Genomic DNA, 20553 nt, shown 5'->3' on the forward strand with positions numbered 1-20553 from the left:
GTTCCGCTATGCGGTTGTCAATTTGCGAAAGAAATTATGCGTCACCCCTCAACATGGCGCGGTCGTTGTAGAATATTGCAATGATTGCTCCCACGACATGGTGCCGCGAGCACCAGATAAGGAGATTCTTGTGTCTGAGACCATTAACGGCAGCCTGAGCGTCTCGAACGACGTTATTGCCGATATTGCCGGTTATGCCGCGATGACGTGCTATGGCGTCGTCGGTATGGCTGAGCAGCTCCAAGGCGCCGAGAGCGTGCGCCTGCTTGCCGGTCAGCGCCTCCGCAAGGGCGTGCTTGTCTCCGCCGACGAGAACGGCCTTACGGTCGATCTTCACGTCGTGCTCGAGAACGGCGTCAACATGAAATCCGTCTGCCACAATCTTTCGAGCTCCGTTGCCTTCACCCTGCAGGAGATCGCCCAGATCGATCCCGCCAGCCTTAAGATCGGCATCCATATCGACGCGCTCAAGAGCCGTTTGAACTAGCATCCGAAAACGGAGATTTAAATACCCATGATTGCAAAGACCATTCGCACCTGTTTTCCGATCGCTGCGGCTGCCGTTTCCGACAAGGCCGAGGAGATCAACAAGCTCAACGTCTTTCCCGTGCCCGACGGTGACACCGGCACCAACATGTCGCTCACGCTCGCCTCGGTGACCAAGGAGCTTTCTGCCCTTCCCGCCGACGCCGACATGGAGGCCATCGCCGGCGCCATCACCCACGGCTCCCTGATGGGCGCCCGCGGCAACTCCGGCGTCATCACCTCGCAGATCTTGCGCGGCGTGGCCGAGGGCCTTGTCTCCGCCGACGAGCCCATTACGTCCGCCAACATCGCCTTCGCCTTCCGTCGTGCCGTCAAGGTTGCCTTCCAGGCAGTGCGTAAGCCCATCGAGGGTACGATCCTCACGGTGTTGCGCGATGTCTCGACCAAGGCCGACGAGTGCGAAAAGAAGAAGTTCTCGGCCGAGGACGCGCTCGACGCCATCGTCGTCGAGGCCTACCAGTCCGTCGCCCGCACGCCCGACCTGCTGCCCGTTCTGAAGGAGAACGGCGTGGTCGACTCCGGCGCCTTTGGCTTTGCTATTTTCCTTGAGAACTTTGTTGCCGCCGCTCTTGGCCGCAGCACCGTTGTCGAGGATTTCTCCGCCACGTTTGATTCCGCCTGCTCTGCCCGCGACGCGGCCCTTGGTCGTGTTGAGATCGAGGCCAACGACGACTGGGAGGGCTCGGAATTCCGCTACTGCAACGAGTTCCTCTTTAAGGCCGACGCTCCCTTTGACGAGGACGAGTGCCTCAAGTTCCTGGGTTCCATGGGCGACTGCGAGCTGCTCGTGGGTGCTTACCCCGATTACAAGATTCACGTGCACTCCAACACCCCCAACTTGGTGCTCGAGCACATGCTGCAGCTTGGTCAGATCTACGAAGTCTTTATCCATAACATGGAGATGGAGGCCCACGACCGTACTGCCAAGATCCACGAGGACCAGGAAAAGGCCGCCGAGCCCGCGAAGGCCCTGGGCTTTGTCGCCGTTGCCGCCGGTTCCGGCGAGGCAGACATCCTCAAGTCTCTCGGCGTTGACGTGATCGTCTCGGGTGGCCAGACCATGAACCCTTCGACTGCAGACCTGCTGGGCGCCGTTGACCAGGTCAACGCGACCTCGGTCATCATCCTGCCCAACAACGGCAACATCCGCATGGCCGCCGAGGCCGCTGCTTCAGCCTGCACCGACAAGAAGGTCGCCGTCGTTCCCACCAAGACCGTTCCGCAGGCCTTCTCCGCGCTGTTCGCGGTCCTACCCGATTCCGAGCTTGAGGATGCCGTCGCCGCTATGGTCGACGCCATCAGTGAGGTTCGCGATGGCGAGGTCACCCGTGCCGTGCGCGATTCCAGCGCCTCCGACGGCTCGCCGATTCACTCCGGTGACGTCATGGGTATCATTGCCGGCTCCATTGATGTGGTCGGCTCCGACGTGAAGCAGGTCACGCTCGATTGCATTAACCGTATGCAGGAGGAAGAGGAGGGCGACGCGCTGACGATTCTGGCAGGCGAGGAACTGTCCAATGAGGCCTTCCAGGAGATTGTCGATGCCATTGAGGAGGCTCAGCCCGATCTGGAGATTGACGCCCATCGTGGCGAGCAGCCGCTCTATCCCGTGATCTTCTCGATCGAGTAGGCTCTGCCCATGTCCGAGCTGTGCTCCGTGCCGCGCGTCTCGGAGCGCTTTGCCCAGAGCAATGCGCTCGACGAAGATATCGCGCGACTCAAATATGTTTCGGGTAAACGTGAGGAGGCCCTTCGCCGTCTGGGAATTCGGACGGTGGGGGACCTCCTTCTCCATATCCCTCATCGTTACCTCGACTTTACTCGTTCGTGGTCCATCGAGATGGCGCCCATCGGTACCGTGTGCACTATCATCGCCACGGTCGACCGCATCGTCCAAAAGCAGCCGCGTCCGCGCATGCAGGTGACCGAGGTCTCACTCGTTGACGAGACGGGCGTGCTACAGGTCGCCTTTTTCCGCCAGCCCTGGATTGCCCAGCAGCTTAAGCAGGGCGACCGCCTGGCCGTGATGGGCAAGGTTGAGTTTGCCTACGGTTTTAAGCAGATGGCCTCGCCGCACTTTGAAAAGCTCGAGGAAGGGCGTGCCGCAGGCACTATCCTGCCGGTCCATTACGTCAGTGATGGCGTGAGCCAGGCGTGGATGCGCCGCATCGTAAGCGGCGCGCTCGAGGTCGTCGGCAATCCCTTTGATCCCATTCCGGCACGCTTACGCGTTAAGCGTCGCCTGATGAGCAATGCTCGTGCGCTTCGATCGATCCACTTTCCCTCGAGCATGGCTGAGCGCGACATCGCACGCCGGCGTCTTGCCTACGAGGAGTGTCTCTACCTGCAGCTGGCGCTGCGTCTGCGCAACGACGGCGGCCTGGTCGATGTGGTGCCCTATGCCCACACCGCGGGCGAGCACCTGGTCGCGCTCAAGCAGGCCCTGCCGTTTTCGCTGAGCGACGAGCAGGAGGCCGCGTTCCAGGATATCCTGCGCGATATGTGCGATGGCGGGCGCGTGATGAACCGCCTGCTGCTGGGCGATGTCGGTACCGGTAAGACCGCCGTTGCCGCCTGCGCGCTGGCTGTGGCTGCCGATGGCGGTACGCAGGCCTGCGTTATGGCGCCCACAGGCGTGCTGGCGCGCCAATATGCCGATAAGACCGGCCCTCTGCTCTCGCAGGCCGGCATGTCCTGGGCACTTCTGACGGGTGCCACGCCGGCCGCAGAGCGCGAGCGCATCCATGCGCAGCTGGAATCGGGCGAGCTTGACGTGCTCTTTGGCACCCATGCGGTGCTTTCGGATAACGTTGCGTTCAAGCATCTGTCGCTTGTCGTCATCGACGAGCAGCACCGGTTTGGCGTCGGCCAACGCAACGCCCTACGCGCGAAGGGCCCCGGTGCGGACCTGCTCGTTATGACGGCCACGCCTATCCCGCGCACGTTGGCGCTCTCGGTCTATGGCGACCTGGATACGAGCATCATCCGCCATCGTCCAATTCCGGGTGCCGGCGTGACGACGCGCGTCCTCACCGAGTCGAGTCGCGACCTGGCCTATGGCGCCATCCGTGAGGCGCATGAAAAGGGTCAGCAGGCCTACGTGATTTGCCCGCTCGTGGAGCCGAGTGACTCGGCCGATGAGCTGGAAGACGTGCCCGGTATTGCCCGCGACGATGAGGGCCGCGTGACGGTTCCCGTGCCGCTGCACGATACGGCGACCGAGCTCGATCGCCTGCGTCTGGCGTTGCCGGGCCTTGCCATCGAGCGCCTTCACGGTCGTATGCCAGCGGGGGAGAAGGACCAGGTTGTTGATGCCTTTAAGCGTGGCGAGATTGACGTGCTCGTCTCGACTACGGTGGTCGAGGTGGGCGTCGACGTGCCTAACGCCACCGTCATGGTCATCGAGAACGGCGAGCGCTTTGGTTTGGCTGCCCTGCACCAGCTGCGCGGTCGCGTGGGCCGCGGCAGTGTGTCGGGCACGTGCCTGGTCATGACGCACTCCAAGGGCAACGGCGGCGCGTCGGCAGCACAAGATCGCCTGCAATCGCTCGAAAAAACTTCGGATGGTTTTACGCTTGCCCAGATGGACCTGCGTCTGCGTCACGAGGGCGAAATCCTGGGTTACCGTCAGCACGGCGGCGTGACCTTGCGCTTTGTGGACCTGGACGCCGATGAGGACCTTATCGAATGGGCCCATTTGGACGCGGTCGAGCTCTTGCGGTATGCTTGCACCCTTGACTCCGTGGCGACGCGCCCCCTGCGCGATGCGGTCGCCATGCGATATCGACACATTTTTAAGGAGGTCAGCGGAGGATGAGAATCATCGGCGGTGAATGGCGCGGTCGCAAAATCGAAGAGCCGCGCGGTCGCGATGTTACGCGTCCGACGACCGACCGCGTGCGCGAAGCGTGCGCATCCATGGTCCTATCGGCCTTTGACTTTGATTTGGACGAGGTCCGCGTACTGGATGCCTTTGGCGGCTCCGGTGCCCTAGGCATTGAGATGCTCTCGCGGGGAGCCCGTTCGCTCACGACGTTCGAGATCGATCGCAATGCCGCGAGGCTCATTACCAAGAATATCGAGTCGCTCTGCCGCGATCGCGCGCGTTGGCGTGTGGTGACGGGCGATGTCCTTGCGAGCGCTTCGCGCGGCCGCGTGCCGGGCGGCCCCTTTGATCTGGTCTTGCTCGACCCGCCCTATGCTTTTGGTGCCGAGCCGGTCGATGAACTGCTGCAGAACCTGGCCCAGCAGGGTTTGCTCACCCCGGGCGCCTATGCTCTGTTTGAGCATGCTGCCGCCGACGTGGGCGCACATCCTGCCGGCTTTGTAACCGTGCGTGAGAAACGCTATGGCATCACCTCGGTCGACCTGCTCCGTTGGGTCGGCGAGGGCGAGGATGACGATACCGTCGCCGATGCCGATGGCAGCGACGGCACGACTTTTCAGGAGGATGCTCATGAATGACACCATCAACCGCGTGATCGTCCCGGGCACCTTCGATCCCATCACGTTTGGCCATATCGATGTGATCCGCCGCGCCCGTCGCATCTTTCCCAGCGTGATCGTCGCTGTTGCCGAGTCGCAGGGCAAAAACGGCGTGGGCACCACGTTTATGCTCGATGAGCGCGTGGCGCTGGCCCGCGAGGCGCTCGGCGATATCGACGGCGTCGAGGTCCTGCCCTTTACCGGCCTCTTGGTCGACTTCGCTCGTGAGCAGGGGGCGGGGGCCGTGGTCAAGGGCCTGCGCGCCATGACCGACTTTGAGTATGAGCTGCAGCAGGCCGACCTCAACTATCGCTTGGATAACGAGCTGGAGTCCATCTTTGTCATGAGTGCTCCGCAGTACGGCTACATCTCGAGTTCGGTGGTGCGCCAGATTGCTTCGCTCGGTAGCGACGTTTCCAATTTTGTTCCGCCCAATGTGGTCAAAGCGCTCAAACATCGCTTTTCGTGACGTTTCTTATTGCCTGGTGGCATGTGGTAAACTAGCACGATGATATGTTACCTATGAAAGGAGACCGGATGCCGGGCGAGAATTTTCCTGGCGATAGGATCGTCAGCTTGGTCGATGAGCTCGAAGGGCTGATCGAGGAAGCCAAGCCGCCTTTCGGCAAGAACGCTCAGTTCAAGGTCATCGACGCCGACGTGTTCTTCAACATCCTCGACGAGATCCGCATGAGCTATCCCGAGGAGTGGCAGAAGTCCCGCCGTATCCTTAAGGAGCGCGAGGAGCTTATGGCTTCCGCCGCCGCCCAGGCCGATTCCATCATCGCCGACGCTCAGCAGCAGGCCCTCACCATTGCCGGTGAGCAGGAGATCGTCCGCCTTGCGCAGCAGCAGGCCGACGACATCCGCGATCGTGCCCAGCAGTACGAGCGCGAGACGCGTTATGCTGCCGAGGACTATGCAGAGCAGGTCTTTACGCACCTGGAGGAGAACCTCAAGAGCCTGACCGGCACCGTTACCCGTTGCCGTCAGCAGCTCAACGAGGGTGCCGCCCAACAGAATGGTCAGTGGTAATGGCTGAGTTCCCGAGCGTTACCGTCGATCTTTCCGAGCAGCTCGAGTTTCCTGGAGATTCGTATCCGCTGACCGGTAAGGTCGATGTTGCCACCTATACGGTGGGCGAGAAGGAGTACCAGCTGCAGAACGGCATTGATTACGATGTGGTCTTTACCAATGCCGGCACCGGTGTTCTGCTTACGGGCATGGTCCGCGCGCATGCAACCGGTGAGTGCGACCGTTGCCTGGAGCCCGCCTCGTTTGATATCGCCGGTGAGATCGAGGAATTCTATCTCTTTAACGAGCCCGAGGATCCCGAGGCCTACGAAGACGGCTACGAGTTACTGGGCGAGGATCGCATCGTCGATCTGGGTGAGCCCATCAACGACGCGGTTGTCATGGACACGCCGTTCGTTGTCCTGTGCAAGCCCGATTGTCGCGGCCTATGCCCCACCTGCGGTTGCAATCTCAACGTCGAGCAATGCGATTGCGCCGCTCAAGCAGAGGCCGAATGGGCCGCTGCCACGGAAAATCCATTTGCAGCATTGAAGAATCTCAAGCTTGACGAGTAAAACTGTGGTAGTATCGCTACTTGCGCGTAATCGCCACACTGGATAGTTCATAAGGAAGGTCACTATGCCCGTACCTAAACAAAAGCAGGGTCGTATCCGCACTCACACCCGCCGTTCCGCCAACATGAAGATCTCGGCTGCGGCTCAGTCCACGTGCCCCCGTTGCGGCGCTGTCAAGCTCCCGCACCACGTGTGCCCCAGCTGCGGTTTCTACAAGGACCGCGAGGTTATCGTTACCGAGTAACGGTATACTCTGGATGCGATGCCGTTCCAACTGGAACCACAATGGCCGGCTCAATGAGTCGGCCATTTTTGTATAAGGAGTATGTATATGAGTAACGTTCGCGTTTGTGTAGACGTTGTGGGCGGAGACGAGAAACCTCAGGTTGTTCTCGATGGTATCGAGGCTGCACTTGCCGCCGATCCCGATATCGAGGTCCTGGCAGTCGGTCCCGCCGAAATCGTCAATCCCTTTGCCGCGGCCCATGCACGTGTGGAGGCTCTGGAAGCCCCTGACATTATCGCCATGGATGACGATCCCATTCGCGCCGTGATGACCAAGCGCAAGTCCTCGATCGTGCTTGCCTGCCGCGCCATCAAAAAGGGCAACGCGGACGCGTTTTTCTCCGCCGGCTCCACCGGCGCCATGACCGCTGCCGCGACCGCCTACGTCACACCGTTTAGATATATGGCCGAAGGCAAGAAGCAGCCGGTGCGCCCCTGTTTGACCAATGCGCTGCCCAATCGTGCCGGCGGCCTGACGGTGCTGTGCGACATGGGTGCCAACCCCGATGTCGAGGTGGACGACATGGTGCGTTTTGCCCAGATGGGTAGCGCCTATGCCCGCGTTGTCCTGGGCATCGAGCATCCTCGCGTGGGCCTGCTTGGTAACGGCACCGAGGACGAGAAGGGTTCTAACTTTACCAAGGCCTGCTTCCCTGCTATGAAGGCCGCAGTTCCGGGCTTTGTGGGCAACTGCGAAGGCACCGACCTCACCTCGGGCAATTTCGATGTCGTTGTTGCCGACGGCATGTCGGGCAATATCGCTCTCAAGGCTACCGAGGGCGCTGCCAAGTTTTTGCTGCAGGAGCTCAAGGGTGCCTTTATGGCCTCGCTCGGCACCAAGATCGCCGCGCTGCTCATCAAAAAGCAGATGCGCGAGATTAAGGCCAAGCTCTCTGGTGATGCCAAGGGCGGTGCGATTCTTTTGGGCCTGCGTGGCGTGGTCCTAATCGGCCATGGCGCCACCTCGGTCGAGGCTGTTAAAAACGGTACGCTCGCGGCGGCCGAAGCCGTGCGCGCGGGGCTGGTCGAGAACGTCGCCAACTCCATGGACGGCATCGTTTTGTAAGAGCGAGTTAGAGCGCTGTTATGTGCCTCGCGGCCTGCTTCGTGGGGTAGAATCAGAACCGTGTCTTGGTACCGCCCGGGCGGTACCATTCTTTTGGTATTCATTCACTATGAGAGGAAGCGCTATGGACCGCTCCGAAATCTTCGACAAGATCGCCGAGGTCGCTGCTGACGTTCTGGGCGTCGATGTTGCCGAAATTAGCGATGAGACCACCTTTGACGATCTCGATGCCAACTCGCTCGAGCGCCTGCAGCTGGTTACGGCTATCGAGGACGAGTTCAACCTCGAGATCGATGACGAGACTCTGCTCTCGCTCAACTCTGTCGCCGACGCCGTCGACGCGATCGAAAACGCCAGGGAGGCCTAGGTCTTGGCTTTGTCTGAACGACTTACGCGTGCCCAGGAAATCCTGGGCCACGAGTTCAATAATAAGGTGCTGCTGCGCGCGGCGCTTACGCATCCCTCGGCAGTCGAGGGCCAGCCGGTTTCTGCCAGCTATGAGCGCCTTGAATTCTTGGGCGATTCCATTTTGGGCGCTGTGGTCGCACGCTCCCTGTTTGAGTCCTATCCGGAGTTTGACGAGGGCAAGCTCACGCGCCTGAAGGTGTCGCTTGTCTCGGGCGCTACGCTGTCCGAGGTGTCGCACGAGCTGGGTATCGACGACATCATCATCTTTGGTGCCTCCGAGACCGGTACCGGCGCGCGTGGCCTGCACTCGGCGCTCGAGAACGTCTATGAGTCGCTCGTGGGCGCGCTGTATCTGGATGCTGGCTGGGATGCGGCGGCGGAGTTTATCCACCGTACGCTTAAGCCCCATTTGGCCTCTGAGCGTGCCGAGCATCCTGCGAACCCCAAGTCGTTCTTGCAGGAGTGCGTGCAGGCAGACGGCCATGAGCCTCCCGCGTATAAGCTTGTTGGCTCCGAGGGCCCGGCGCATGCGCCCACCTTTACCGCCGTGGTGTTGATCGATGGTATTCGCCAGGGTCGCGGCTCCGGCTCCTCAAAGAAGGAAGCCGAGGGAGCCGCTGCACTCGAGGCACTTGACCGCATGGGCTACACCACCAACGGCGTGATTCTCAACAAGAAGCCTGTTTAAGCGAGGAACCGTGTATCTCAAGTCCCTCACGCTCAAAGGGTTCAAGTCGTTTGCCGACCGCGCCCATATGACGTTTGAGCCGGGCCTGACCGTCATCGTCGGTCCCAACGGCTCGGGAAAATCGAACATCTCTGACTCGATTCTGTGGGTCCTGGGCGAGCAGAGCGCCAAGCAGCTGCGCGGCCAGGCCATGGAGGATGTCATCTTCTCGGGCTCGTCAGCGCGCAAGCCGGTGGGTGTCGCCGAGGTCACGCTGGTGCTCGATAACTCGGACCATATGCTGCCCGTCGACTTTGACGAGGTCGCCATCACCCGTCGTATGTATCGCTCGGGCGAAAGCGAGTACCTCATCAACTCGAGTCCGTGCCGCCTGATGGACATTCAGGACATCCTGCACGATTCGGGCTTGGGCAAGGATACGCATTCCATCATCAGCCAGGGCAAGCTCGACGCCATTTTGCAGAGCCGCCCCGAGGAGCGCCGTGCCCTCATCGAGGAGGCCGCCGGCATCTCCAAGCACAAGCGCCGCAAGGAGCGTGCGCTCAAAAAGATTAATTCGATGGACGAGCACTTGACCCGTGCCCGCGACATCAATAAGGAGATCGCCCGTCAGCTGCGGCCGCTGGAGCGTCAGGTCGATCGCGCGCGCAAGTACAAAGAGCTGTCCTCGCGCGCGAACGAGCTTACGCAGATGCTGGCCGTCGACGAGCTTCGTTCGCTGCAGTCGCAGTGGAACGACTTGGAGAGCCGCTCCAAGGAGGGTGCTGCCGAGCTTGAGCTTGCGCAGTACCGCTTGGGCGAAAAGGAACGCGAGCTCGAGAAGTTCCAGGTCATGCTCGAGGAAAAGGGCCTGTTTGTGGGCGATCTGGGCGAGCAGCGCCGCCATATGCAAGACGTGGTCGGTCGCATTAACTCCGATATGCGCCTGCTCGAGGAAAAGGGCCACAATATGGTGTCGCGCCTGTCCGACATGCGCGGCCAGATCTCGAGCTCCGAGCATCAGCGTCGTCGCGTGGTCGAGGAGCTCGAGGATGCACGTGCGCAGCTTGAGGAAGTGACCGGCGCGCACATGCAGGCCCAGGAGGACGTTGACGCCGCTGGTCCTGCCGCCGCTGAGCTCCACGAGCGGCGCGTGGCGCTCGACAATCAGATTTCGCAGCTTACGCGTGAGCAACGCGATGTGCAGCGTGTGGCCGATAACGCGGCGCTCGAACTCGCCAAGGTGAAGGACTCGCTGAGCAACGCCGAGGTCGAGGACAACATGTACGCCTCGCGCCTGGAGCAGATTGATGAACAGCTCGAGGAGGTTACAGCATCGCTTGATAGCCGTCGCGACCGTGCTGAGGAGCTTGAGAGTGCCCTTGAGGCGGCTCGTCAGGCCCAGAACGATGCGCGCGAGGCCACCGAGGTCGCCCGTGCAGCCCTGAAGGACTTGCGTAATCGTGAGAGCGAGGCGCGCAACAAGCTGTCCGAGGTGCGCTCGGAGCTTGCCAGCCAAAAGAAGCTCGATGCCCGCATGGCAGACAGCTCGCCGCTGGTGAGCCGTCTGGTGGGCGCGCTGGGCGACGATGTCTCAGGCCGTCTGGGCGACGTGCTCGACGCCCCTCGTGAGCTTGAGGGCCTGGTTGAGCAACTACTTGCCGGCGATATCGATGCTCTTTTGTTTGATGATGCCGCTACGCTTGAGCGCGCCGGTCGTGCGGCTTTGGACCAAAAGAAGGCTTCGGGCGAGGCGCTGCTGATGGCGCGCGGCGTGAGTGGCTCTGCTGCCGCCGAGGGCGCTGCCGGTACGCGTCTGGTCGATCGTCTGTCCGTGCGCTCCGGTTATGGCCCGGTTGTCGAGGCCCTTCTCGGCGGCTATTACGTGGTCGATGACTTGGCTGCCGCGTTGGCTGCCCCTGTCGTTGACGGTGTGACCTACGTGACTCCCGATGGCGCCCGCGTGAGCTGTGGTGGTCTGGTGCGCGTGGGGCTCGATGCCGGCGAGGCTTCGGGTGCCTTGGAGCGCAAGCGCCGCATCCGTGAGCTCGAGGGCCTGGAACCCGATCTGGCTGCCATCTTTGAGCATGCTTCGGACCAAGTCGTTGAGGCCAACGCCGCCGTCGAGGAGGCACGTGCCGCCGAGGGCGATGCCGCCGGTGAGATCGCCCGTCTTGAGGGCGAGCGCCGCTCGCTGCTCTCCGAGATCGGCCGCTTGGAGCAAAGCGTCAACAATGCCGAGGTCGAGCGCGTGCGCATCTCCAAGCGCCGCGAGCAGGCCTCCGAGGCCGTTCGCGCTGCGCGCCCGCGCGTTGACGAGCTCACCCGTTCGCGTGACGAGGCGCGTGCACAGGCAAGCGACCTGGGTCTCCAGATTGCCGAGGCCAACGATGAGCTCGATCGCGTTCGCCGTGACGATTCCGAGGCCGCCGGTAAGCTCGCCGATGCCAAGGTGCGCCTGGCCCAGACGAGCGAGCGCCTGCGTTCGCTGAAGGGCCGCGTGCCCGACCTTGAGCATCGTCTTGAGGGCATCGACCGTCGTATCCGCGGAACACGCCAGGCTTCGCGCTCGCTCGAGCTGCTGCGCCTGCGCGTCGACCCCATGCACGAACGCTATTCTGCCCTGTTGGAACGCGCATCGGATTGGGCAGCGCGCCTGCGTGACCAGGCCTCTCTGGAAGAGGCGGACTCCGCTTCGCTCAAGAAGACCATCGAGGATGCCAAGGCCGGGGTCTCCCGTGCCAAGGAGCGGGTTGATGCCGCCACGGCGATGCAAAATGAGTTCAAGGTTGCGCGCGGCAAGCTCGAGGTGCAGGTAGAGGCGGCCATCAAGGCCATTACCGCCGACGGTACCACGGTGCTCGAGGAAGCGCTCATGCTGCCGGCGCCCACCGATCGCGATGCCGCCGAGCGCGAGCTCAACCAGCTTGTGCGCCAGATCAACAATCTGGGCCCCGTGAACCAGGTTGCCATGGAGGAGTACGAGCAGCTCAAGCGCCGCGCCGACTACATCGAGGAGCAGCTGGCTGATCTGGAGAGCGCGCGCAAGGCGCTCACCAAGATCACGGTGGCCATTGATCGCAAGATGCGCAAGGCGTTTCTGGTGACGTTTGAGAAGGTCGACGCGAACTTCCGCGAGATCTTCGCCATGCTGTTCCCGGGTGGCCAGGCTCATCTTGAGATGACCGATCCCGAGCATCCTGCCGAGACGGGCATTGAGGTTGTGGCGCAGCCGCGCGGCAAGCGCATTACCAAGATGATGCTCATGTCGGGTGGCGAGAAGAGTCTGACGGCGCTCGCCCTGCTCTTTGCCGTGTACCGCACGCGCACGGTGCCGTTCTATGTGCTGGACGAGGTCGAGGCGGCGCTTGATGACGCCAACCTGTCCAAGCTCATCGGAGCCCTCGATGTGCTGCGTTCCGATACACAGCTCTTGGTCATTTCGCATCAGCGCCGTACTATGGAGGACGCTGACGTTCTCTATGGCGTCTCGATGCAAGCCGACGGCGTCAGCCGCGTCGTCTCGCAAAAACTCGATCGCGAAACCGGAAAGGTCGTGAATGCATAATGGGATTCTTTGACGCTCTCTCGCGCGGACTTGAGCGCAGCCGCGAGGCCCTCAACGAGGTCTTCTACTTTGGCGGCGAGGTCGACGAGGACTTTTGGGAGGACCTTGAGGACACCCTCGTTATGGGTGACATGGGTGCCGAGGCCGCTATTCAGGTCTCCGATGACCTGCGCGATGCCGCAGCCAAGAAGAACCTCAAGACCGCACCGCAGCTTCGTCGCGCTCTGGCCGAGCAGCTTGAGCAGCACTTTGTGCCCATCGAGCGCGATCCGTTCTCCGATACGCCGAGCTGCGTGCTGTTTGTGGGCATCAACGGTGCCGGCAAGACCACGACGGTCGGCAAGATTGCGAGCGCCATGGCTTCCCGCGGCAAGAATGTCGTGATCGGTTCGGCCGATACCTTCCGCGCCGCCGCCATCGAGCAGCTCGATGTGTGGGGTCAGCGCGCCGGTGTTCCCGTCATCAAGCGCGACCGCGGCTCCGACCCGGCGAGCGTTTGTTACGACGTGCTCGACGAGGCCGACAGGCGCGGCAGCGACCTGGTGCTTATCGACACCGCCGGTCGTCTGCATACGAGCCCCGAGCTCATGCGCGAGCTCGCCAAGGTGGTCAACGTGACGCGTAAGCGCGCCGCCAATATGGCCGCCGGCCCCATGCCGGTTTCGGTCGTGCTTGTGATCGATGCCGCCACTGGTCAGAACGGTCTGAACCAGGCGCTCGAGTTTAACGAGGCGCTGGGCCTGGACGGTATTATCATGACCAAGCTCGACGGCACGGCTAAGGGCGGTATCGCCATGGCCGTGGCCGAGAAGCTCAAGCTCCCGATCCTGCGCATCGGCGTGGGCGAGCAGGTCGATGACCTGCAGGAGTTTAACGCCAAAGATTTCTGCCGCGCCCTGGTGGGCGAGTCCAACTAAGGAGTAACCAGTGTTTGATTCCCTGAGCGATCGCCTCAACGACACATTTGACCGCCTGCGCGGCAAGGGTAAGCTGACCGAGGCCGATATCACCTCGGCCATGCGCGACATTCGCATGGCGCTGCTCGAGGCCGACGTTAACTTTAAGGTCGTCAAGGAGTTCGTTGCTAAGACTAAGGAGCGCTGCATGACCGCCGAGGTCATGGAGTCGCTGTCGCCGGCGCAAAACGTCGTCAAGATCGTGCTCGACGAGCTCACCGAGATGCTCGGCTCCACCGAGAGCAAGCTCGTTTTTAGTAACCGCATTCCTAATGTCATCATGCTCGTGGGCCTGCAGGGCTCCGGTAAGACCACGGCTGCCGTAAAGCTTGCCTACCTGCTCAAGAAGCAGGGCCGCTCGCCGCTGCTCGCCGCGTGCGACGTCTACCGTCCCGCTGCTGCCGACCAGCTTGCCACGCTCGGCGGCGAGATCGGCGTGCCGGTCTTCCGCGGTGACGGCGAGCACCCGGTCGACATCGCCAAGGGCGCCATCCAGGAGGCCGTCGACCACCTGCGTGACGTGGTCATCGTCGATACCGCCGGACGTCTTCAGATCGACGAGCAGATGATGCAGGAGGCCGTCGACATCAAGAAGGCCGTCAAGCCCGACCAGGTGCTGATGGTCGTCGACGCCATGACCGGCCAGGATATCGTCAACGTGGTCTCGACGTTTGCCGAGCGCACCGACTTTGATGGTGTGATTATCTCCAAGCTCGACGGTGACGCCCGTGGCGGTGGCGCGCTTTCGGTGCGTCAGGTGACCGGCAAGCCCATCAAGTTCGTGAGCATGGGCGAGAAGCCCGACTCGCTGGAGCCGTTTTACCCGGACCGCATGGCCAAGCGCATCTTGGGCATGGGTGATGTCGTAGGTATTATCGAGAAGGCCCAGGAGGCAGCCGATGCAGAGCAGCTTGAGGCTGCCGAGCGTATGCTGCGCGAGGGCTTCACCATGAACGACATGCTCGACCAGATGAAAGCCGTCAAAAAGATGGGCGGCATGAAGGGTATCCTGGGCATGCTCCCCGGTGGCCAGCGCGCGCTCAACCAGATGGGCGGTAACCTGGACGAGGGCATCTTCGACAAGAACGAGGCCATCATCATGTCGATGACCAAGGAGGAGCGTCTGCGTCCCTCCATCATCAACGGCCAGCGTCGCGCGCGTATCGCCAAGGGCGCCGGTGTGACCCCCACCGAGGTCAACAGCCTTATGAAGCAGTGGGGCGAGATGAACAAGATGATGGGCCGCATGCGCACGATGGCCAATCAGGCACAGGCCGGCGGCAAGAAGGGCAAAAAGGGCAAGAAGGGCAAGAAGATGCGCATGCCCAATATCCCTGGGCTGGACGCTATGGGTCTGGGCGGCATGGGCGGCCTGGGTACGGGCGGTCCCAAGTCCGATATGGAGCTGCTGCGCCAGATGGAAGCACAGATGCGCAATAAGAAATAGGGCTGTAATTCCAGCTTGATATGGCAAAGGCCACTCGGAAGCTACCGGGTGGCCTTTGTTGTTGGCTTTGATAGTTGGGCTGCGTTCAGCGTCGCGCCCCGAGCTCGCGGTGCCGTGCCGTTAGTGGCAGCCGCAGTCCTCGTGGCCCTCGTGCTCGTGATGGCCGTGGCAGCTGCAGGACTCGCCATGTTCGTGGGCGTGGTCGTGGTCATGGCCGTGGCAGCCGCACGTGGCCTCGCCGTTCTGTGCGAGCGTTCCGGCGATAAGGGCCTCGACACAAGCGTCGCAGCTGCCCTGAGCTCCTGCGTACACCGTGATGCCGGCTTGGGCAAGCGCGTTGATGGCGCCACCGCCGATGCCGCCGCAGATGAGCGTGTCCACGCCACCGTTGGCGAGCAGGCCCGCAAGGGCACCGTGGCCGGTGCCGTCGGTGCCCACGACCTGCTCGTTGAGTACCTTGCCATCCTGAATGTCGTAGATCTTGAACTGCTCGCTGCGGCCAAAGTGCATAAAGATGTTGCCGTTGTCGTACGTGGTTGCCACCCTCATGGTGTCGACCTCCTTTGCTGGCCATGCGGCCGTCGTTGCGGTGATGGGGGAGTACGCGATATTGCCGCCCTCGATGACGAGCGCCCGCCCGTTGACCAGCGCGTTTGCCACCTTGCGATGTGCGCGGCTGCAAATAGCCGCCACCGTGGCGCGCGCGATACCCATCTGCTTTGCGACTGCCTCTTGGTTAAGGCCTTCCAGGTCGCACAGGCGCAGCGCCTCGAGTTCGTCGACCGTCATGTCGATGGCGTCTCCGCTGGCTAGGCCGTCAGGGGTAAAGCCGCGGTATTCGGGGATGATCCCGACGCGGCGCAGTTTCTCGCGTCTTCCTGCCATACGTGCTCCTTATCTGACATATGTCAACAATAGAATAGCGAACGCGCAGATTAACGCAAGGAATTTCTGGCATATGCCAGAAAATGAAGGCATATGTTTGGGCTGTGGGGCCGCATGTGCCTGGGATACAATGAATCTCGCTTTTAGGCGACTGACAGGAGGGTCAATGAGCAAGGCTGATCAACAGTTTGTAACCATGTGCCGCGATATTCTGGACCATGGCACCACCACCGAGGGCCAAAAGGTCCGCCCGGTGTGGGAGGATGGCACCCCTGCCTATACCATTAAAAACTTTGGTGTCACGGCACGCTATGACCTGCGTGAGGAGTTTCCGGCGCTTACCTTGCGTCGTACGGCCCTCAAATCTGCCATGGATGAGATCCTATGGATCTATCAAAAGAAGTCCAATAACGTGCATGACCTCAACAGCCATATTTGGGACGAGTGGGCCGACGAGACTGGCTCCATCGGCAAGGCCTACGGGTATCAGATTGGGCAGAAGAGCCATTATGCCGAGGGCGACTTTGACCAGATGGATCGCGTGCTGTACGACCTTAAGAACACGCCGTACAGCCGCCGCATTATGACGAACACCTATGTGTTTAGCGACCTGTCCGAGATGCACCTGTATCCGTGTGCCTACAGCGTGACGTATAACGTGACGCAGCGTCCGCAGGATGATAAACCGACGCTCAACATGATTCTCAACCAGCGCAGCCAGGATATTTTGGCTGCGAACAACTGGAATGTGTGCCAGTACGCCATTTTGCTGATGATGGTCGCGCAGTCGGTCGATATGATCGCTGGCGAGCTGCTGCATGTGATCGCCGATGCCCACATTTACGACCGTCATGTCGATATCGTCCGCGAGCTTATCGAGCGTCCGCAGTTTGCGGCTCCCAAGGTAACGCTCAACCCCGATGTGCATGATTTCTATGCGTTTACGACCGATGATCTGATTGTCGAGGGCTATGAGCACGGCCCTCAGGTCAAGAACATCCCCATTGCGGTGTAGGTGACGCGCATGACGTGTAAGCTTTCTGCCATTGTCGCCGTGTGTGACGACTGGGGCATTGGTTGCGAGGGCGACATGGTGGTGTCCAATCGCTCCGATATGCGCCATTTTGTGGCGTGCACCAAAGGCTGTCCGGTCATTATGGGACGCAAGACGCTGCTGAGTTTTCCCGGCGGGCGCCCGCTTAAGAATCGACGCAATATCGTGCTCACGCGCGATGGGGACTTTGCTCCCATGGGCGTCGACGTGGTGCATAGCATCGACGAAGCGCTCGCCGCGGTAGCCGATGAGCCCGTTGCGTGGGTGATCGGTGGCGGCGAGGTGTATCGGCAGTTTTTGCCGTATTGCGCCGAGGCCGAGGTTACGCATAACCATTGCGTGCATGACGTGGATACGTATTTTCCCGATCTGGATGCCGATCCCGCGTGGGAGATTGCGCGGCGTGGCGGTGTTGCCACGATTGCCTCGGGCGAGGGCGACGAGGGTGTCGATTATGAGTTCGTAACGTATCGTCGCGTTGAGGCGTAAATCGTCCGGCGTGAACGGTATCATCGGATTGTTTGAATGCATGGGGCGGCGCTTAGCGTCGCCTCGTTTGGTATAGATGCGCTGTAAAGAAAGGTGCGGGCTGGCTGCTATGACTGATGCCGTTGAGGTGCTGCGAATCGATTCGCTCGAGGACGAGCGGCTTGATGCCTACGTGCGACTGACCGAGCGTGAGCTGCGCTGCGTGCTGGAGCCGCAGAAGGGCATTTTTATCGCCGAGAGTGCCAAGGTCATCGAACGTGCGGTTCGCGCCGGATACGAGCCGGTGAGCTTTCTTTTGGGCGAGCGCTGGCTCGACCAGATGATGCCGCTGTTTGAGCGCCTGGCGGTACGCGAGGGCGCGGGTCCGGTTCCCGTGTTCGTTGCCTCGATGGAGCTTATGGAGCGGCTGACGGGTTTTAACGTGACGCGCGGTGCGCTCGCGGCATTTCGTCGCCCGCGACAGATTCCGGTTGATGAGTTCTTGGGCGGCGTCGTCGAGGCGGCGGGGGAGCGCCCGGTGCGCGTGTGCGTGCTCGAGGGCATTGTCGACCATACCAATGTGGGCGCAATATTCCGCTCGGCGGCCGCGCTCAACGTCGACGGCATTTTGGTCAGTCCTACGTGTTGTGATCCGCTGTATCGTCGTTCTGCCCGCGTGAGCATGGGCACGGTGTTCCAGGTGCCCTGGACACGCATTGGCAGCGAAGCGCGCGTATGGCCGCATGATGGGCTGGCGGCGCTACACGATGCCGGCTTTTCGTGTGCCGCTATGGCGTTGACGGATGATTCGGTGTCGCTGGACGATCCCGCGCTGCAGGAGATTGACCGCCTGGCAATCTTTATGGGCACCGAGGGTGCTGGCTTGGGCGCCAAGACCATTGCGGGCTGCGACCGCGCCGTGCGTATTCCGATGGCGCACGGGGTCGATTCGCTTAACGTGGCCGCGGCAAGTGCTGTCGCCTTTTGGCAGCTGTGCCCGCATGTGAGCAACGAGTACCACTACCAGCCGGGGCTGTATCACTAGGCAATTATTTCGCACTGGGCTCTGGTTCGGGGCGTTTCGGCCGATACCGGTCGGTGCTAAGCTGGTATTGGCTTTGGTCTTAAATTGCCGTTTTGTTGTTTGATGTACGCTGTTGGGGAGGGCGTGTGGCTAAGAAATCTACGGCTATCGATGTGACGCAGGGTGTCATTTGGCAGCAACTGCTTTCGCTGTGCGTCCCTATCTTCTTTAGCTCGTTTTTTCAGCAGGCTTACACGCTTATCGGTACCTATATCGTCGGTCAGTTTGGCGGCAAGCTCGCGCTGGGTGGCATTCAGGCCACGATGGTGCTCACCGAGCTCTGCATCGGCTTTTGCGTTGGCGTTGGCGCTGGCTGCGCGGTCATTACCGGTCAGTATTTTGGTCAGCACGATGATGAGCGATTGAGTCGTTCGGTCCATACGGCCATGACGCTCGCGCTGGTGGGCGGTATCGTTTTCTCGATTCTTGGCATAGTGTTCGTTGAGCCCATGCTGGTACTTATGAACACGCCGCATGAACTATTGGCCGAGGGCGTGGCCTATGCTCGTTGCTATTTTGCCGCCATGGTTGCGGCGCTGCTGCTCAATATGGGAACGGCGCTGCTGCGCGCCGTGGGCGACACACGCGGTCCTGCTGTGATCATTGCTTCCGGCTGCCTTGTTAATGCGGTGCTGGATGTCATCTTCGTTGCCGTGCTTCATATGGAGGCTCTGGGCTGCGGCATCGCGGTGGCGCTGACCATTTGCTCCAACGCCACGATGATCGTGATTCGTATGATGCACGCTCCGGGTGCGTGGCGGCTTTCACTGTCCAAACTCTGCATTGATCCTGGCATTTGTAAGAGCATGATCTCGTGTGGTCTGCCGCTTGGCTTTCAGTCTGCTGCGTATTCGATTTCCAACGTTTTGATTCAGGTGTCGGTCAACTCGTTTGGTGCCGATGTCACCACGGCGTGGGGTCTTTCGGGCCGTTTGGATGGCATTGTCTGGATGGTTACCGAGGCGCTTGGCGTTTCGATCACCACGTTCTCGGCACAGAACTTTGGCGCGCGCAACTACGAGCGCATGCGCAAGGGCTACCATACGTCGCTTGTGCTGTCGTTTATGCTCATTGGTGGCCTGTCTGCCGTGCTACTGGTGTTCTCGGGTCCGTTGTCGCGTCTGTTTGTCGACGATGCTTCGATTTCGGCCTACACCACGACGATTCTTCATTTCATCGCGCCGTTCTACGCGATCTTCTCGATTATCGAAAACGCGTCCGGCTCCATCCGCGGCGCTGGCGTGAGCTTCCAGCCTATGATGCTCACGATTTTTGGCACCGTCGTGCTCAGGGTGATCTGGGTGTTTGCGATTATGCCGTTCGATCCGTCGCTTGAGCACCTGCTGCTGGTTTACCCCGTAACCTGGCTCATCACGGCCACGATGTTTACCATCTACCACCACAGCGGCAACTGGCTCGGCCGCGCCACCGCCTAATGATCCGTAGGGGACGGAGGAAAACGGATCATTGACCTGGCAATAAGGCAAAATGATCCGTTTTCCTCCGTCCCCTTCGGATCATTTAGTATTCGATGCCTTGGCGGGCTAGGAGGCCTTCGTCGAAGTAATGTTTGACGGGGCGCATTTCGGTGACCAGGTCTGCCAGATCGGCGAGGGGCAGCAGACCGCGGCCGGTGAGCACGAGCTCCGTGGTGGCGGGCTTTGTCGCGATCAGCGCTTCGACATCCACGCGCGTCACAAATCCACGGCGCATGGCCTCGCCAAGTTCGTCTAGAATCAGAACGTCGACTTGGCTAATCTGCTCGCGCGCCAGCTCCATGATCTGTGCGGCACAGGCTTCGGGCGTGTCGCGGTCGGCTTGTACGATGCGCAGACCTAAACGGGGCGCCGCATCATGCTCGGCGCAGTGCAGCTTCTTGGCAAACTGCAGCATAAGCACGTTAAGTCCATAGCCCGTGGCGCGCAGTGCAAGCCCCAGCGCAGCCGTCGTCTTGCCCTTGCCGTCGCCCGTGTAGATCTGAACCTTGCCGACTTCCAGTGATGCCATCTCTGTCCTTTCGTGCCCGGCGTCGGTTTATCGTCGCT

General features: G+C 61.1%; 20 protein-coding genes. 18 read left to right on the forward strand and 2 right to left on the reverse strand.

The features are described from left to right. Window positions 1-97 precede the first annotated feature (97 nt). The 14 genes from DXD24_RS06850 (at window position 98) to ffh (ending at window position 15017) form a co-directional block, all read left to right on the forward strand. Window positions 98-487 carry an Asp23/Gls24 family envelope stress response protein gene (locus tag DXD24_RS06850; RefSeq protein ID WP_187361832.1) on the forward strand — a complete coding sequence of 130 codons (390 nt, stop codon included), beginning with the start codon at window positions 98-100 and terminating at the stop codon, window positions 485-487. Window positions 488-514: 27 nt separating this feature from the next. Further along, window positions 515-2176 carry a DAK2 domain-containing protein gene (locus DXD24_RS06855; protein WP_117564154.1) on the forward strand — a complete coding sequence of 554 codons (1662 nt, stop codon included), beginning with the start codon at window positions 515-517 and terminating at the stop codon, window positions 2174-2176. 9 nt (window positions 2177-2185) lie between these two features. Then, window positions 2186-4363: an ATP-dependent DNA helicase RecG gene (locus DXD24_RS06860; RefSeq protein WP_117646442.1), complete on the forward strand. Its 2178-nt coding sequence runs from the start codon at window positions 2186-2188 to the stop codon at window positions 4361-4363. After that, window positions 4360-5010 carry a 16S rRNA (guanine(966)-N(2))-methyltransferase RsmD gene (gene rsmD, locus DXD24_RS06865; protein ID WP_117646443.1) on the forward strand — a complete coding sequence of 217 codons (651 nt, stop codon included), beginning with the start codon at window positions 4360-4362 and terminating at the stop codon, window positions 5008-5010. The genes DXD24_RS06860 and rsmD overlap by 4 nt, the downstream gene beginning before the upstream one ends. Beyond that, window positions 5003-5500: a pantetheine-phosphate adenylyltransferase gene (gene coaD, locus DXD24_RS06870; protein WP_117629285.1), complete on the forward strand. Its 498-nt coding sequence runs from the start codon at window positions 5003-5005 to the stop codon at window positions 5498-5500. The genes rsmD and coaD overlap by 8 nt, the downstream gene beginning before the upstream one ends. Window positions 5501-5568: 68 nt before the next feature. Then, window positions 5569-6066, forward strand: coding sequence for an ATPase (locus DXD24_RS06875; protein WP_040358176.1), 498 nt, complete (start codon window positions 5569-5571; stop codon window positions 6064-6066). Next, window positions 6066-6620 (forward strand): DUF177 domain-containing protein, encoded by a 555-nt coding sequence (locus DXD24_RS06880; protein WP_117646444.1) that lies wholly within the window; start codon window positions 6066-6068, stop codon window positions 6618-6620. The genes DXD24_RS06875 and DXD24_RS06880 overlap by 1 nt, the downstream gene beginning before the upstream one ends. 64 nt (window positions 6621-6684) lie before the next feature. Next, window positions 6685-6864 (forward strand): 50S ribosomal protein L32, encoded by a 180-nt coding sequence (rpmF, locus tag DXD24_RS06885; protein WP_022094017.1) that lies wholly within the window; start codon window positions 6685-6687, stop codon window positions 6862-6864. A gap of 87 nt (window positions 6865-6951) precedes the next feature. After that, window positions 6952-7971 (forward strand): phosphate acyltransferase PlsX, encoded by a 1020-nt coding sequence (plsX, locus tag DXD24_RS06890; protein ID WP_117646445.1) that lies wholly within the window; start codon window positions 6952-6954, stop codon window positions 7969-7971. Window positions 7972-8095: 124 nt separating this feature from the next. Beyond that, the gene (locus DXD24_RS06895; protein WP_055309519.1) at window positions 8096-8338 is read left to right on the forward strand and encodes an acyl carrier protein; all 243 of its coding nucleotides are present in this window, start codon (window positions 8096-8098) and stop codon (window positions 8336-8338) included. Between the two features lie 3 nt (window positions 8339-8341). Next, entirely contained in the window at window positions 8342-9067 is a 726-nt protein-coding gene (rnc, locus tag DXD24_RS06900) for a ribonuclease III (RefSeq protein ID WP_117637759.1), read from the forward strand. Window positions 9068-9077: 10 nt separating this feature from the next. After that, window positions 9078-12614, forward strand: coding sequence for a chromosome segregation protein SMC (smc, locus tag DXD24_RS06905; RefSeq protein ID WP_117646446.1), 3537 nt, complete (start codon window positions 9078-9080; stop codon window positions 12612-12614). Then, window positions 12614-13531 (forward strand): signal recognition particle-docking protein FtsY, encoded by a 918-nt coding sequence (gene ftsY, locus DXD24_RS06910; protein ID WP_117646447.1) that lies wholly within the window; start codon window positions 12614-12616, stop codon window positions 13529-13531. The genes smc and ftsY overlap by 1 nt, the downstream gene beginning before the upstream one ends. 10 nt (window positions 13532-13541) lie before the next feature. After that, window positions 13542-15017 carry a signal recognition particle protein gene (ffh, locus tag DXD24_RS06915; protein ID WP_055251122.1) on the forward strand — a complete coding sequence of 492 codons (1476 nt, stop codon included), beginning with the start codon at window positions 13542-13544 and terminating at the stop codon, window positions 15015-15017. Window positions 15018-15137: 120 nt separating this feature from the next. Here ffh and DXD24_RS06920 read toward each other — a convergent pair whose 3' ends face one another. After that, window positions 15138-15902, reverse strand: a complete 765-nt coding sequence (locus DXD24_RS06920; RefSeq protein WP_117564145.1) for a DUF134 domain-containing protein — start codon at window positions 15900-15902, stop codon at window positions 15138-15140. Between the two features lie 166 nt (window positions 15903-16068). Between DXD24_RS06920 and thyA the strand changes: the two genes are divergently transcribed. The 4 genes from thyA to DXD24_RS06940 all read left to right on the forward strand — a co-directional run bounded on the left by thyA (window position 16069) and on the right by DXD24_RS06940 (window position 19944). Next, window positions 16069-16917 (forward strand): thymidylate synthase, encoded by an 849-nt coding sequence (gene thyA / locus DXD24_RS06925; protein WP_117564144.1) that lies wholly within the window; start codon window positions 16069-16071, stop codon window positions 16915-16917. Between the two features lie 9 nt (window positions 16918-16926). Then, window positions 16927-17445, forward strand: coding sequence for a dihydrofolate reductase (locus tag DXD24_RS06930; RefSeq protein WP_117564143.1), 519 nt, complete (start codon window positions 16927-16929; stop codon window positions 17443-17445). Between the two features lie 109 nt (window positions 17446-17554). After that, window positions 17555-18469, forward strand: a complete 915-nt coding sequence (locus DXD24_RS06935) for an RNA methyltransferase (RefSeq protein WP_055286414.1) — start codon at window positions 17555-17557, stop codon at window positions 18467-18469. A 125-nt stretch (window positions 18470-18594) separates the two neighbouring features. Then, the gene (locus tag DXD24_RS06940; RefSeq protein WP_117564142.1) at window positions 18595-19944 is read left to right on the forward strand and encodes an MATE family efflux transporter; all 1350 of its coding nucleotides are present in this window, start codon (window positions 18595-18597) and stop codon (window positions 19942-19944) included. 85 nt (window positions 19945-20029) lie between these two features. Here DXD24_RS06940 and DXD24_RS06945 read toward each other — a convergent pair whose 3' ends face one another. Then, on the reverse strand, window positions 20030-20515 hold the full coding sequence (locus DXD24_RS06945; protein ID WP_117564141.1) for a cob(I)yrinic acid a,c-diamide adenosyltransferase: 486 nt from the start codon (window positions 20513-20515) through the stop codon (window positions 20030-20032). Window positions 20516-20553: the final 38 nt, after the last annotated feature.

The sequence above is a fragment of the Collinsella sp. TF12-2AT genome (assembly GCF_003436735.1).
GTDB lineage: Bacteria > Actinomycetota > Coriobacteriia > Coriobacteriales > Coriobacteriaceae > Collinsella.

Coding starts and splice junctions, on each gene's coding strand:
- DXD24_RS06850 (WP_187361832.1), top strand. CDS start 98: ATGGTGCCGCGAGCACCAGATAAGGAGATTCTTGTGTCTGAGACCATT.
- DXD24_RS06855 (WP_117564154.1), top strand. CDS start 515: ATGATTGCAAAGACCATTCGCACCTGTTTTCCGATCGCTGCGGCTGCC.
- DXD24_RS06860 (WP_117646442.1), top strand. CDS start 2,186: ATGTCCGAGCTGTGCTCCGTGCCGCGCGTCTCGGAGCGCTTTGCCCAG.
- rsmD (WP_117646443.1), top strand. CDS start 4,360: ATGAGAATCATCGGCGGTGAATGGCGCGGTCGCAAAATCGAAGAGCCG.
- coaD (WP_117629285.1), top strand. CDS start 5,003: ATGAATGACACCATCAACCGCGTGATCGTCCCGGGCACCTTCGATCCC.
- DXD24_RS06875 (WP_040358176.1), top strand. CDS start 5,569: ATGCCGGGCGAGAATTTTCCTGGCGATAGGATCGTCAGCTTGGTCGAT.
- DXD24_RS06880 (WP_117646444.1), top strand. CDS start 6,066: ATGGCTGAGTTCCCGAGCGTTACCGTCGATCTTTCCGAGCAGCTCGAG.
- rpmF (WP_022094017.1), top strand. CDS start 6,685: ATGCCCGTACCTAAACAAAAGCAGGGTCGTATCCGCACTCACACCCGC.
- plsX (WP_117646445.1), top strand. CDS start 6,952: ATGAGTAACGTTCGCGTTTGTGTAGACGTTGTGGGCGGAGACGAGAAA.
- DXD24_RS06895 (WP_055309519.1), top strand. CDS start 8,096: ATGGACCGCTCCGAAATCTTCGACAAGATCGCCGAGGTCGCTGCTGAC.
- ftsY (WP_117646447.1), top strand. CDS start 12,614: ATGGGATTCTTTGACGCTCTCTCGCGCGGACTTGAGCGCAGCCGCGAG.
- DXD24_RS06920 (WP_117564145.1), bottom strand. CDS start 15,902: ATGGCAGGAAGACGCGAGAAACTGCGCCGCGTCGGGATCATCCCCGAA.
- thyA (WP_117564144.1), top strand. CDS start 16,069: ATGAGCAAGGCTGATCAACAGTTTGTAACCATGTGCCGCGATATTCTG.
- DXD24_RS06930 (WP_117564143.1), top strand. CDS start 16,927: ATGACGTGTAAGCTTTCTGCCATTGTCGCCGTGTGTGACGACTGGGGC.
- DXD24_RS06935 (WP_055286414.1), top strand. CDS start 17,555: ATGACTGATGCCGTTGAGGTGCTGCGAATCGATTCGCTCGAGGACGAG.
- DXD24_RS06945 (WP_117564141.1), bottom strand. CDS start 20,515: ATGGCATCACTGGAAGTCGGCAAGGTTCAGATCTACACGGGCGACGGC.